Consider the following 13,905-nt stretch of genomic DNA (forward strand, 5'->3'; position numbering starts at 1 on the left):
AGAATGTCTCAAGAGGCTTGCCGTTAAGCGTTGCACTCTGTAAAACTTAAGCTCTTGAATATTTAGTAGCTGAGAACACTCCTGTATTTATCTCATGCGTTCTCCAGCCCGCAGTGTGATAAGTACCACCCCACGTGTCAACCGGTCCCGGCAGCACATATGGAAAATTCTTCTTCTCTTCCGAATGATTTATCAGGAAGAACTCATCCTCAAAACCAAAATTATGCTCAAGGAAATCTTTATAGCCCGATGGGTAAAGTGCAAATTCAGCAGCAGAATTATCCTTACTTCCAATTTCCCAGATTGCGGTATTCTGAGAAGTGATTACCGATGGTATAATTAATAATGAGATTAAAATTAAAAAGTGCTTTTGAAATAATATCTTCATTACCTGTTATTGATTTTTGTAGAGTTGTTATTTAGTTCGTTTAAAGCAAAATTATAAGCCCCAAAAGCGATAGCCCTGCTCGTGCCCAGTCGCGACACCATCACACCAATCTTTTTTGTCTGATGATACAGAACCGTCTTATCACTACCCGGAACAGTCACTGTTTTAGAGTCATCCTTCATGAAAAGCGCCCTCTCATTCTCATCCTCCAGGTTATACGCCTTCATCTGCAAACGTGGGAAAACTTCACCTGTAACCATCTTCCTCACACCATTCATCTCCCTGATCATAGATGGAAGGATATATTTGGAAGCCTTTGATATACCACCCCCCACAACAACAATTCCATCCACTATATTAAGCGATTCAGAGATAGTGAAACCGGCAACCTCTCCCAGTCGCTCAAAACTTGCAACAGCCGCTTCCCTGTCACCATCTCTCTCACCCTCTGCAATATCAAATATATCTTTAGGAGTCAGCTCACTATTGTCACCCGACAACTCACGATATACACGCTTCACGGCGCGGATACTAACACCCTCTTCAGCAATCAGCGAGTTGTCAAGCTTATTGGCAGACAACCACACATCGCCGCCACAACCATTATCACCTCTGAGCAGCTCACCATCTATTACCACACCACCGCCAAAACCGGTTCCGAGAGTCACAGCAAGCATATTTTTGTACTGCTTCGGATTCCCCAGCCCGGCCAGTTCACCGTTCAGCTCCGGCAATGCACCTGCAATCGCCTCCCCATAGGCAAACAGGTTACCATCATTATTAATAAATACAGGGATATTGAACTTCTCCTCCAGGTAGGGACCCAAAGCCACCCCACCCCTGAAAGCAGGGAAGTTTGGCAGGTCGCCAATAACCCCATTCAGATAATCGGCAGGACCCGGAAAAGCAAAACTAATCGCTGCGGGATAATACCCCAGCTTATCAATCACCTTTTTAAATGATGCTACCATTGAGTCCAGGCATCTACCCAGATCTGAAGGGTATGCTTCACAACAGATCGGCTCCACTGCCTCCCTGTTATCAACTATTGCAGAAAAAACAAAGCTTGTTCCCCCGGCATCTAAAGTTAAAATTGCATTCTGTTTATTATCAGGCATTTTCTTTCAGATTTTTTGTTAGAATCAGAATAAGGACCAAGCAGGCAAGAAGCACCAATAACGATGCAATCAATCCGAATGCATCATTCACAACCCCCTGCAGCGGCAGAATCACAGCTCCACCGGAAACTCCCATAATCATGAGAGCCGAAATCTCGTTTGCACGATCGGTAACCCTGTTAAGAGCAAGCGAGAAAAGAATAGAAAAGACATTAGCGCAGGTAAGCCCAATCAGGAAAATCGCAATCAGTATAACCCACATGTTCGTTCCAAGAACCAGAGGAACAAAAGATAGCATAGCAATAACCATCGACACCCTCAGGAACATCAACGGCTTAGTTTTAAGCAATAAAAATGCACCAAGGAAAGTACCGATAGTCTTAGCGATAAAATAGACACTGCTGCCCAGTCCCGCCCTGCTTATCTCCATACCCGCCCTGCTCATAAGCAACTGTGGAGCGGATGTGTTAATACCCACATCCAGTCCCACAATCAGAACAATACCAAGAAAACTGTATAGAACATATCTGTTTTTCAGGAGAGCAACCACTGTTCCAAAAGAACTCTGTTGGTTGATGTTACCTGACTCATCAATCTTTGAAGTGCCGAGAAGTAGAACCGACAAAAGCGATATAGCCGAGAATATCAGGAAAGTAAACCTCCAGTTCTCAAAATAGAGAGCAGAGAAACCCACGATGATAGGTCCTGATAAAGATGATATCGACTTGATAAACTGCCCCGTAGAGAGCACACTCGCCGTCTTGTCCTTGTTAAACATGGATGCCACCAGTGGGTTTAGCGATACCTGAAGAATAGTATTACTAATTCCAAGCAGCGCAAACGCCACCAGCACCCATGCAAAACTATAAATGAAAAACGGTATAATCATCGCTAATGCAGTTATAGCGAGTGATATCAAAACAGTATTCTTTCTGCCTATCTTTCCCATCAGTATACCTGCCGGAATCGAGAACAGTGCAAACCAGAGGAAAACAATCATAGGAAGAGTGTTTGCCAATGAGTTAGACAGGTTAAAATCAATCTTCACGTAGTTTGTGGCAATTCCCACCACATCTACAAAACCCATGATAAAGAAACCGAAGAATACGGCAATCACAGGTATGATATTCCTTTTTGTTTTCATCTGATCCATATTAGTAACGTACGCTTGCTTTTATGGTTATACACTTTTGTCCTTCCGATTCTCCATATGGAGTTATAGTGTACTCTCCAATGTGAGCGGGAACTATAAACGCCTCAGCATAATGAACGATAAATGGTTCAAAGGAGTTGGTTGGACTCTCCACAATAACCTCTCTGCCCTCAAGTAATGTCAGCACATTTACTGAACCACCGGTATTATGTTTCACCTGTTTGTTGAAAGTATGTCTTCTTGTCTCGATAAACTCATTTTTGTGGAGACCCGTTTTCTCTTCAACCCATCCATCACCTTTTGATATCTCTACAAACTGATTAACCAGTTCCTTTTTAACAAAATCAGCATCCCTCTCCCATCTTATCACCTTTTTACCACGATTCAGGTTGATCGGACGCGGCTTGCCATCCAGGCCCAGCCGGTTCCAATCCCACAGCTTAAACGTAAACAGGTTAGGCGTAGCACTGATCTCAAGAACAACAGCATTACCACCGGAACAGTGAATTGTTCCCGCAGGAATAAGGAAATGATCATGCTTCCTTGCCGGCAGTATATTTATATATTTCTTCTCATCAAAAGTTACGCCGGGGGTACTGTTAGCCTTTTCCAGATCAGCAATCATCTCATCCTTGTCAATACCCTTCTTCAAACCCAGATATACCTGTGCATCCTCTTTGGCATCCACCACATAATAACTCTCATCCTGAGTATAAGGCAACCCAAAATTATCCCTTGAATACTGAGTTGTGGGGTGCACCTGCAGACTCAGATTACCGCCCTCCATTGTATCCAGCAGGTCGAATCTTATCGGGAAGCTGTCCCCAAACCTCGCTTCAACAGGATCACCAAGAATCTCTCTCGTTTTAAGGAAGATAAGATTGATAGAAGGCATCTCGAACAGCTCATCCTTAATATTAAAGAGAAGACTGTTCTCCTCAGGCACACAATCAAAGCACCATCCGTAATTTGTGACCGATTTATCCAGGTCGCACACCTCCTTCATCCACTGACCACCCCATGGAGCAGGATCAAAAAAGGGAACAACCCTGAATGGAGAGTTAGCAGTCTTCTCAATTCCTCTGAAGAAAGTCTCACGGTCAATCATCAATGGATTTTCCTTAACCGAGTCAAGCCAGTAGTCAACCCTTTTAAAGATTCTCTTTTTATAATTATCCAATGCAGGCCAGTCGATAAAATACCCCCTCTTAAACTGTATCGAAAAAGGCTCCTGATGATTATCCACACCCATACCCATAACAGAGCTCTTTCTCATTCTCTGCTGAATCTCCCAGCGCGGCATATCAGCATATATCAGTATATCGGGGTTTGCAACCAAACTACTTCCGTAACCAAAAACAATAATATTCCCGCTCTTTTCTGAGGATGCTATCTGCTTTCTCGCCTTTTCAACCTTTTCATTATCCAGATAATCTTCAATCTTCAGATTACTCAAATAACCGAACAGTGCATCATCCCTCATGAAATTTTCAGTCATACCTCTCACCTCATTTTCAGATTTGAAATACTCACTTGAATCGATGAAAAGTGCATGTGGTATATTCTTAAAGTTATTTATAAGCTGATCTTTGTGAACCCCATGATAGGTTTCAATACATATAATCATGTTGTCAGCCTTAGAGATCAGCTCATCCAATATATTGTTCCACCCACTAAAAAGAACGCCATCCTCAATATAGGTAGCAGGGAATTTGTCGTAGTTACTTTTGTAATTTTGCATATGTTTAATCATTATCATTATATGTATGAACATGCAAATGTAAAAAAGAATGTAAATATATCCAAACAATTTTGAAGTTTTTGTTATAATTTATATATTTGAGAAAAAAATAAGATGATGAAACAGAAGTTACCCTTACATAAGCAGGCAGAATTATACTTAAGAAACTTGATTGAACAAGATGAGTACAAAGAGGGCAAAATGCTGCCTAACGAGATTGAATTGTCTGAACAATTGAAAATGTCGCGCAATACATTAAGACAGGCAATAAATACTCTTGTTAGCGAGGGACTACTGATTCGCAAGAGAGGGATTGGTACTCAGGTGGCCGAGAAAAACATTGCCAGTGAGGCAACCAACTGGCTCAGCTTCTCTCAGGAGATGGCGCTGCTGGGACTGGAGATTGAGAATTTCGAGCTTCACATCAGTAAGCAGGCGCCCAGCAAAGAGGCAAAAGAATTTTTCCAGATAACTGATGATACCAGAGTACTTAAGCTTGAGCGACTCAGAGGAAAAACCAACTTCCCGTTTGTCTATTTCTCATCTGAATTTAACCCGCAGATACCGCTTACAGGCATGGAAAACTTCAACAGACCGCTCTACGAGATCCTCAGGAACGATTATGATATTATAGTCAAAACATCCAGGGAAGAGATCAGCGCCGCCCCTGCAAATGATTTCATAGCATCAAAGCTGGAGATTGAAACAGGAGATCCCATCCTGATCCGTAAAAGAGCCGTGAGTGATAAGAATGGCCTCCCCATCGAATATAACATCGGCTGGTACAGAGCTGATTCTTTTACTTATAAGATTGAGTCCGTCAGGAATATTACAAATAATAATAATAAATTGTAATCCTCAATCTTTAAGGCAACCAACGGTTACAACCAATACTTTAAGAAAAAACCGCAAATCACTTTAAGGATTTACGGTTTTTTTATTTTATGGATTGACGGAAATTTACTTTAAAGATTGGCGGCTATTTACTATTTTCCTATTTCCCCCCTAATCATTGCCGCTCTGATCAAAAACTCCGGCACGGCAGATGAATCGAGCAGCCATTTGGGCTTGTTGCGTTCGTCTGTGCGACCGGTCCAGTCGTGATAAACCAACCCTGCCTGATCCACTGCATGCTCCAATGCAAAATCCAGTCCCTTTATCATTGTATCAACATATTTGGAGTTTTTTGTCACATCATACAGATCATGATATCCTCTAAACAATACAAGGTTAAACCATGGCAGATCACTTATATAGGGTATTCCCTCATCGGTATATTTAAAGAAAACCTTATAACTTCCTTCGGCTAAAAACTCTGCATTATTCAGGTATTCCTTATCACCTGTGAATCTGTACAGAGCAACTGCAGCCTGCAGAAGTGTACCTGTATTGTAAGTATACAGATCAGGAACAACCTCACCGGTAACGGTACTCAGAGAGTTCCACACTACCCCTCTTACAGGATCTTTCAGATACCTGTCCATCCAGTCATAAAAACGTTTCCCAAGATCAAGATAGTAACTGTCACCTGTCGCCTCATACAGCTTCAGTGCCAATACCAGAGCCTTGCCGTTTGAACATGCCGGCTTCTGGTCACGAGTCCCTTCCACCCATGGCACAGCACCTTCAAACCTGTCATCCCATCCGCTTAGAATGAAGGTCATCACCTGCTTGGCCTTCTCCAGAAAGTGAGGATTTTTGGTAACCATATAAGAATCTATATAATCAATCCCTACAAGTCCGTTATCATCATAATACCTGTCAACCTTCTCAAATCTTACCGGGTAAGCCTGATATCCAAAAGGAACCCGACTCGTATCGTAATACTCCTCCATGGCTACCACCATAGAGTCGATATAGACTCCATATTTCTCAGGATCCATTGAACCCATAAGTACAGCTGAAGAGAAGATACCGCTCATCGGCCATAAATAAGAGACCTCCTGAGCCTGCTTGTCTGAGTCATTAAAATAGGTCAGATTTGGTTTATGCTCACTTGGATAATATTCTGAAAAGAGTCCATATTGCGGTACCCGATAGAGGTCCCACACAAGCTGAAACATCTCCTCAGCCCTCTCCTTATATGGGGTTTGGGCCTTTAGCTGAGAACTAAAGGCCGTCACCACCATAATTGCGACTAGTAAATTAAGCTTCTTCATCATGTTTTATACAATGATATTCTATTTGGCGTTTGCCGACTCACCTTTATACAGGGCAACAACCCCTAACGATTCAAGCGCAGCAGCCTGCATTAATAACTGTTCTGCTCTTTTAGGATCAGAACCTGTCCAGTCCTCGTAAAACAGACCATTACTGAACCTCGCGTGGGTATAACCATAATCAAGAAAATTTATAAATGTCTTGATATAGTTAGCAGCACTCGGGTAATATGGTTCTATCTCAACAAATGAACGAATCAATTTTGTAGTAAACCATGGATCATGATTGGGGTATGCCAAAGCTAATTTGCCTGCAGGGCGAACAAAATAACTGTATGCACCCTGTGCCGATTCTATCGCTTCATTAAGATATTTCTGATCACTCAGTATCTGACTCAGACGAATACCATTGGAGATCATCACCCCCGTGTTGTAGGTCCACTTCATCTTATTCACCGACCCTGAAACCTGTACATCATTCCAGTAGCAGCCATCTGCAGGGTCGCGAAGATTATTGTAAACCCAGGTGTAGAGACGCCTGGCAAAGGCAAGGACATCCGACTTCTCACTCTGATCACAAACAGTGTAATACTCTAATAAAAACAGAGTTGCATACCCGTTGGAGCAGGTTGGCTTGTTTGAGTTTTCATTTCCGGAAATATTTTTCTCACTCTCATTCCACCACAGTCCACCACCGTGAATATTATCTTCACCCGACTTCAAGAACTGCACAATCTGTCTGGCTTTATCAAGATAGTCACGATTGTTTGTAAGCTTATAAGCCTCAACCAGACTGATTCCTACAATCGAATTGTCATCATAAAACCGGGTTCCTCCCCCTGTTGTTCCGTTTGTGGAAGAACCATAGCCTCCAATATTCACACCATCGGCAGAGGTTCGGTAATAGACATCAAAATTGTCAACAAGATCGGCATATTTCACATCATAACCCAACTTATGAAGCAGTGCTGCACCCGAAACCAAGCCATCATATGGCCATAGATAAGATGCTATATTATCACCACTCTTCTTTGGATAATTCTCGTTAAACAGTCCAACCGCAGCCCCACTCCTCACGCCATAAAACTGATTGATCAGATCAAACAGATCTTTGGCTTTTGTGTGATATGCCACCGGCTCCTCCGGCTCTTCCGGAGTTATAGGCTCCGGCGGTATATACTCCTCAATATCATCCCCCGAGCATGATATTAGCATCAGGGTGATGAATATTAAAGGAAACATTAACTTCTTCATTTTGAACTCAGTTTATTTTATTGAAGTTACATTAGTAAATGTATGTATCTTCAAACCATTTGCATTTGTATCTATCGTGATAGTTGCATGTGTGTAGTCCAGACTTCCCTTCATTTTCCAGAGGTGATCCCACTGGCTCCATGGGAACTCATAAAGTGAATAGAATGAAGCAGGTTCACCGCCTACGGGGCGTTCAGGGCTTACATTATCATTTCTTCCCCAGCACACCTCCTGTCCGTTTACAACAGCAATAAAGTAGTATCTTTCTTCTGTCCATCCCAGCCAGCTTGGAGGGTTAGTTTCGGGACGCGATTGATCAATGAATATTATATCACCCTCACCAACAAACTTACCATTGCCAACATAGTTCAGAACAGCAATATTATCGAATGTAGCACCCCAGATACATCTTACCGAGTTGCCAATAATATCCGTCTTCATGGACATTGTGCCGAAGTCGACCGTTAGCCTCACCACCTGATCCAATGCAGGAGCAGCCATTGCAACCTCCCCCTCCCTCAGCTTTGAAGTGTCGTCGATATAGTAGCTGAAAGCCTCACCGGAGGCAGCAGATTTGAATATCATCTCACCTTCGGAAAGAGTTGTATATATCTGGAAGACACCTTCCTCAACCATTCGGAAAGGAATACCTGTCTGCCCGCCATTCTCAGTTGCCGAACCATGCAGGAACAGAGCAGTAGGAATGTTATCGATACCCTCACCCCTTGTCACCTGGATAGATGCTACCTTATCTGTGGTTTTAACAACACCCCCCTTGGATGCGATTACAGTCCATATTATCGTTCCTGTCTCTTCCGGCATAATACCTGCGTTTCTTGCTATCGTATTTAGAACAGCCTGGGTAACCGATAAGTTTGGAAGAGCTCCAAGATTACTTTTCATTCTTGCAAGAGGATTTGAAAAATCACCTCCCGCTTTGTCGAACAACACCTCATAAAGCACCACACCACCATCGGCAGCTTCACCGCCGCTCCATGAGAGCTGAACCGGAACATTTGATGTCACATCCAACAAAATTGCAGAGGTCGAGCTCAGCTCAGTGGGAACAGTGAAGTCGGTATTCAGCTCATAATTTTCCTGGCAGCCTAACAATGCCAGTGCAACTATAAATATTGATATTATTTTTTTCATTTTCTATACTGTTAAAGCGTTTTCAATTTTACCAATTGGGGTTCTGTGTCAGATTTTGATTAAGGTCCCTTTCAGCCTGAGGTATAGGCCAGAGGTAATGCTTGCTTGCATCAAAACTTCTATTCTCAATGCGAACATAGCCATTGTCTGTACCCACAGCATCATTTGTCCTAATGCCATGGCACCATCCATTCAGCACCTCATCAGCAATTCTCCATCTGAAGATATCCTTGTGTCTGTGACCCTCAAGAGCAAGTTCAGAGCGTCGCTCATTCCTGATAATCTGGATCAGTTCATTTTGTGAAGCAGCAGGAAACTCAACAGCCTCGGGGTTTGTAAATCCTGCTCTCAGACGTATCGGCTTGATGGTGATATCCCATGCTGCACTGTTGAAATTGCCTAGTTCGGCAACCGCCTCAGCATGCATAAGCAAAATATCAGCATAGCGGATAATGATCGGGTTAAGACCTGAATAGAGCGATGCCCTATATGTATTGTCCCAGTACTTTTTGATGTAGTAGCCTGTAGCGGTAACATCCGATGATACACCAAACCCATCTCTGCCCTGTCCAGGGTCAGCATTGATAACAACCTCACTACCATCAGCGAGAGTATATGAGTTGCCTGTATACATTACTGTTGCCCTCATGCGTGGATCCCTATTGTCGTAAGGGGCATTCTCATCATAAAGATCAGATTCATCAATTGATTTTCCGTCAAGCATGATGTAGCTGTCGACGAGCGACTGTAATGGCGATAGCTGTGAATATCCTCCCATTGATGGTGGTAAAAACTCATACATGATATGATGCTCACGGCTTGAAGGACGATATTGCGCATCAAGGATCACCTCACTGTTATACTCGTTTGCTATCTCGAAAAGTCCAGGATAGCTTGCAAAAAGAGTATAATCACCACTATTCATTATCTGAGATGTGAGATCACGAACCTCTGTCCAGTTGCCCTCAAATAGATGAATCTTTGCCTTGATAGCCATTGCTGCCCAATGAGTGATGCGCCCCGTGTTACTGGCGTCGTACGACTCAGGCAGGTATTTTCCTGAGATAACCTCATCAAGATCAGCAACGATATTGCTCACAACAGTTGCCCTGGCAGTTCTCTCGATTGTCATACTCTCCTCGATGGAAAGCACATTTTCAGTATATGGAACATCACCAAACTTGGTGTAAAGCTCATAGTAGTGGTATGCACGGATAGCCTTTGCCTCACCGATATAGCGGTTTTTCAACTCAGCCGAAAGATTTGGTACACGGTCGATATTCTCCAGCAGCTGGTTACACATGCGAATACCTGTATATCTACTGTTCCACACATTTCTTACATAAGGATCTGCAGTTGAGTATGAACCGTTACCAATATTCTGCGTAGCATCATTTGGCTGCTTGGTATAAGCATTGTCGGTCATCGCCTCACTGTACATAAGCTCCTCTATCCCTGCCAGGTAGGTATAGCATGTATTGAGAGCCTTGAGTGCCGCTCCCTCATCTTCGTCCCAAAATGTGAGGTCCGACTCCCTGTCATACGGAACTGTATCCAGTTCGATACAAGAGACCGCACCAAACATTATTAATAAAAATATAAATAGTGATCTTATAATTGTTTTCATACTGATTCTTTTTAAAAATTAATATTCAAGCCAAAAGAGTATGTAGAGGAGACTGGATAGGCGCGACCGCTTCCGTCAGCTGTATACTCAGGGTCGTATCCTCCCTTCATTTTGGTAAATGTCAATGGATTCTGTGCACTTACAAATAGTCTCATATTCTCAATTCCAACAGGATTCACCCATTTCTTTGGCAAAACATATCCAATCTGTGCATTCTTCAAACGGAGGTAGCTTGCATCCTGAATCCAGAAATCAGATTTGGCTGCGTTGTTTGCAGACTCGCTGCCCATTGTCAGGCGCGGGTAGGTTGCATCAGTATTGGTTGGTGTCCAGCGATCAATATGAAATACATGCAACGGACCCTCGTTGTTATTATGGAATGCTTCGACCGACTCTCCCCTCATCCATTTGCTTCTTTTTCCAACTCCCTGCCACAGCATAGAGAAGTAGAAGTTTTTGAATTCAAGTCCATACGAAAATCCAAACGTATATCTCGGGAAATCATTACCAACAATAAACCTGTCATTGTCAGGATTGATGATTCCATCACCATTCTTATCAAGATATCTTATATCACCGGGCTTAGGAGTTATTCCTTCAAGGTGCGGACCTTTTGCAACCTCCTCCTCGTTCTGGAAGAACCCATCAGCACGGTAAGCATAGTATGAAAACAGAGGATATCCCTCCTTAATTATTGTCTGTACATCATATCCGCCAATAATCTCTGTACCCTTATTATCAATCACTTCGTTGAAGCTGTCAGAGATATTACCCGATATATTGTGAGAAACAGCACCGGTGGTCAGACGGTAGTTAACCGACAACTCCCAGCCCTTTGTTTCAACTACACTCGCATTTTGAATTGGAGCACTGAAGCCAAACAGGCCCGGAACAGGAAGATTTACCAGGATATTGTCGGTACGGTTGTTAAACAGGTCGAACGTCACATTCAGACTATTGTTAAGCAAACCAAGATCAACCCCAATGTTTGCCATCCTTGTTGTCTCCCACTTGATATCAGGGTTAGCCGATGAGAAGTAGGCTGTCTCCACCACATTATCGCCAAAACTTATTCCGTTGGTTGTAGAAACAGTTCTCATATACTGATAAGCCCCAATCCTGTTGTTACCAACCAAGCCCCATGATCCCCTCAGCTTCAGTGAAGGAACATAATTGGCCGCATCTCCCCAGAACTCCTCTTCAGAGATTCTCCAACCTGCAGAAAGAGAGGGGAACAGCCCAGAGCGGTTGCCCTTTGCAAAATATGATGAGTAGTCGTTCCTTATATTGAACTCCAGAAGATACTTCTGATCATAGTTATATGAAGCCCTTGCGAAACCGGAGTAGATCGACCAGTCGCCCGCTCCTCCCGAGTTCCTTATATCATCACCAGATTGCTCACCAACAAAAACATCAAACTTAGAATCTTCTGTAATTCTGCTGGTAGTAAACTGAAAGTCGTTGAACCCTTCGTAAGCAAATCCTGCCAATCCCTCAATGGAGTGCTTTCCAATCTGGGTATTGTATGAAGCCATCAGGTTGGTAGTTATATTCTTTGAGCGATAGAACTGGGCAGTAAGCTTATTCTCTGCATCTCCAGTACCCTCAAAAGCAATTCTCTTCTCACGCATATTGTTGTTCCATATGCGACCGCCTACACTGCCCGTAAGCTTGAAACCCTTGAAAATATCCCACTCAGCACGCACGGTACCCAATAATTCATCATTGGCATTTGAACGATAGCCACCATCCATCAGTCGCTGCAACCCGTTGGAGTTACTACCGCTCGGGTAGTTGTAGCTTCCATCCTCTTTCATAATCGGGTAGATAGGCGGCATACGGTTAGCCTGCTCAATGATCCATTCAGTCCAATATGCATGCTCCTTTATATCATTTCTGGCAAACTGAGATGTCAGATAGATCGTTAAATCTTTGGTAGCCTTATGGCTCACATTTAAACGTGCATTGTAGCGATTATAGCCATAATCAGGACCTTTGAACATACTATTCTGGTCAAGATAGCCCAGAGATGCAAAATATGAGAGCTGGTCATTTCCGCCAGCCATCGACAGGTTATGCGAACTTTGCGGAGAATTTGTCTTGTATAGCTCCCTCACCCAGTTAACGTTGGTTCCACCATTCCTGAAACCTGCAATATCCTCGGCAGTGAACTTTGTAGTTCTTCCCGAGTTCACGGCAGCCTCATTATAAAGCTCGGCATAGATCCATGAGTCGGCAATTTCAGGCAGAGAGGTAGGATTCTGGTAACCGATCATATATTCATAGTTGAACTTAGCCTTACCACTCGCACCTTTCTTTGTTGTGATCAGTACAACACCATTTGAAGCACGCGATCCATAAATTGCAGTTGAAGATGCATCTTTCAGGATAGATATATTCTCGATATCAGCAGGATTAAGGTTAGCCATTGAGCCCTCAATACCATCAATGATGATAAGGGGATCATTGTTATTCATGGTATTCAAGCCACGAATGTTGATTGATGGGGGACTACCGGGATTTGAAGATCCCTGCTGAATGATCAGACCTGGGGTTGTACCTTGCAAAGCTTCAAGCGCATTGGATACCAGTTTACCTTCCAGTTCTCTGGTTGACACCGATGCCACCGCACCGGTCAGATTCACTTTTCTCTGAACACCATACCCCACTACAACAATATCGTCGAGAGTAAAGGTATCGGCAGTTAATTCAACAGTTATAGAATTTCTTCCATTAATGGCTACTTCCACTGTCTCATACCCTATGTATGAAATGACAAGTGTAGCATTTGAAGGTGCTTCCAGTGTGAAGTTACCGTCAATATCAGTTGCGGTACCGGTTAAAAGATCCTTCACCATTACGGTAGCACCAATCACAGGCTCGCCATCGGCCATTACACTCCCCTTCACCACTATTGGCTGTGTTTGTGCATACAATAGGTTACCACCAAATGTAAAAAAAACAAGAGCAAAAACGACAACTAAATAGTGCCGGCAGGTCATTTTAGAATTTAATCGGTTACATTGTACCATAATTTTACATTTTGAATAATTATTTAAAAATTAATGTTTTATCTAAGAATTTCTTCATAGCATGTTTAATCATATCGCACTTTGTTTGAACATGCAAATGTATAAAAGAAATTTATACAGCCAAAACATTTTCAATAATTTGTTATTATTTATAGATTTAAGATAAATAAAGTCAATATTGGTTAGGGTTATATAAGGAACCAGTGAATTCTGATATGTTGGAACAATAAGGGATAAAGTATTAACAAAAGGTTTTTTTAGAGTTAGTTTATTTTAGCGAA

General features: G+C 42.7%; 10 protein-coding genes. 1 reads left to right on the top strand and 9 read right to left on the bottom strand.

Translation table 11 applies throughout. The annotated features are described in order from the left end of the window. Positions 1–46 precede the first annotated feature (46 nt). Genes BN1354_RS06400 through BN1354_RS06415 form a run of 4 tightly spaced genes read right to left on the bottom strand, consistent with a single transcriptional unit; the run spans position 47 to position 4,400 of the window. Positions 47–388 (bottom strand): polysaccharide lyase family protein, encoded by a 342-nt coding sequence (locus BN1354_RS06400; protein ID WP_053826578.1) that lies wholly within the window; start codon positions 386–388, stop codon positions 47–49. After that, the gene (locus BN1354_RS06405) at positions 388–1,506 is read right to left on the bottom strand and encodes an ROK family protein (RefSeq protein ID WP_053826579.1); all 1,119 of its coding nucleotides are present in this window, start codon (positions 1,504–1,506) and stop codon (positions 388–390) included. The genes BN1354_RS06400 and BN1354_RS06405 overlap by 1 nt, the downstream gene beginning before the upstream one ends. Beyond that, positions 1,499–2,650: an MFS transporter gene (locus BN1354_RS06410; protein ID WP_053827228.1), complete on the bottom strand. Its 1,152-nt coding sequence runs from the start codon at positions 2,648–2,650 to the stop codon at positions 1,499–1,501. Before BN1354_RS06410 ends, BN1354_RS06405 begins: the two co-directional genes overlap by 8 nt. 10 nt (positions 2,651–2,660) lie before the next feature. After that, positions 2,661–4,400 carry a class I mannose-6-phosphate isomerase gene (locus BN1354_RS06415; RefSeq protein ID WP_394331729.1) on the bottom strand — a complete coding sequence of 580 codons (1,740 nt, stop codon included), beginning with the start codon at positions 4,398–4,400 and terminating at the stop codon, positions 2,661–2,663. Between the two features lie 117 nt (positions 4,401–4,517). On the opposite strand from BN1354_RS06415, the gene BN1354_RS06420 reads away from it, so the two are divergent. Further along, positions 4,518–5,255 (top strand): GntR family transcriptional regulator, encoded by a 738-nt coding sequence (locus BN1354_RS06420; protein WP_053827229.1) that lies wholly within the window; start codon positions 4,518–4,520, stop codon positions 5,253–5,255. A gap of 131 nt (positions 5,256–5,386) precedes the next feature. Here BN1354_RS06420 and BN1354_RS06425 read toward each other — a convergent pair whose 3' ends face one another. Genes BN1354_RS06425 through BN1354_RS06445 form a run of 5 tightly spaced genes read right to left on the bottom strand, consistent with a single transcriptional unit; the run spans position 5,387 to position 13,594 of the window. Next, positions 5,387–6,529 carry a glycoside hydrolase family 76 protein gene (locus BN1354_RS06425; RefSeq protein WP_231623118.1) on the bottom strand — a complete coding sequence of 381 codons (1,143 nt, stop codon included), beginning with the start codon at positions 6,527–6,529 and terminating at the stop codon, positions 5,387–5,389. A 51-nt stretch (positions 6,530–6,580) separates the two neighbouring features. Continuing rightward, the gene (locus BN1354_RS06430) at positions 6,581–7,813 is read right to left on the bottom strand and encodes a glycoside hydrolase family 76 protein (RefSeq protein ID WP_053826582.1); all 1,233 of its coding nucleotides are present in this window, start codon (positions 7,811–7,813) and stop codon (positions 6,581–6,583) included. Positions 7,814–7,825: 12 nt separating this feature from the next. Next, a complete protein-coding gene (locus BN1354_RS06435; RefSeq protein ID WP_053826583.1) occupies positions 7,826–8,965 on the bottom strand; it encodes a SusE domain-containing protein in 1,140 nt (379 codons plus the stop codon). A 28-nt stretch (positions 8,966–8,993) separates the two neighbouring features. After that, complete coding sequence (locus BN1354_RS06440; RefSeq protein ID WP_053826584.1) at positions 8,994–10,592, bottom strand: RagB/SusD family nutrient uptake outer membrane protein; 1,599 nt, start codon at positions 10,590–10,592, stop codon at positions 8,994–8,996. Positions 10,593–10,603: 11 nt separating this feature from the next. Further along, on the bottom strand, positions 10,604–13,594 hold the full coding sequence (locus tag BN1354_RS06445) for a SusC/RagA family TonB-linked outer membrane protein (RefSeq protein WP_316931634.1): 2,991 nt from the start codon (positions 13,592–13,594) through the stop codon (positions 10,604–10,606). Between the last annotated feature and the right edge of the window lie 311 nt (positions 13,595–13,905).

The organism is Lascolabacillus massiliensis, from assembly GCF_001282625.1.
GTDB classification, from domain to species: Bacteria; Bacteroidota; Bacteroidia; order Bacteroidales; family Dysgonomonadaceae; genus Proteiniphilum; species Proteiniphilum massiliensis.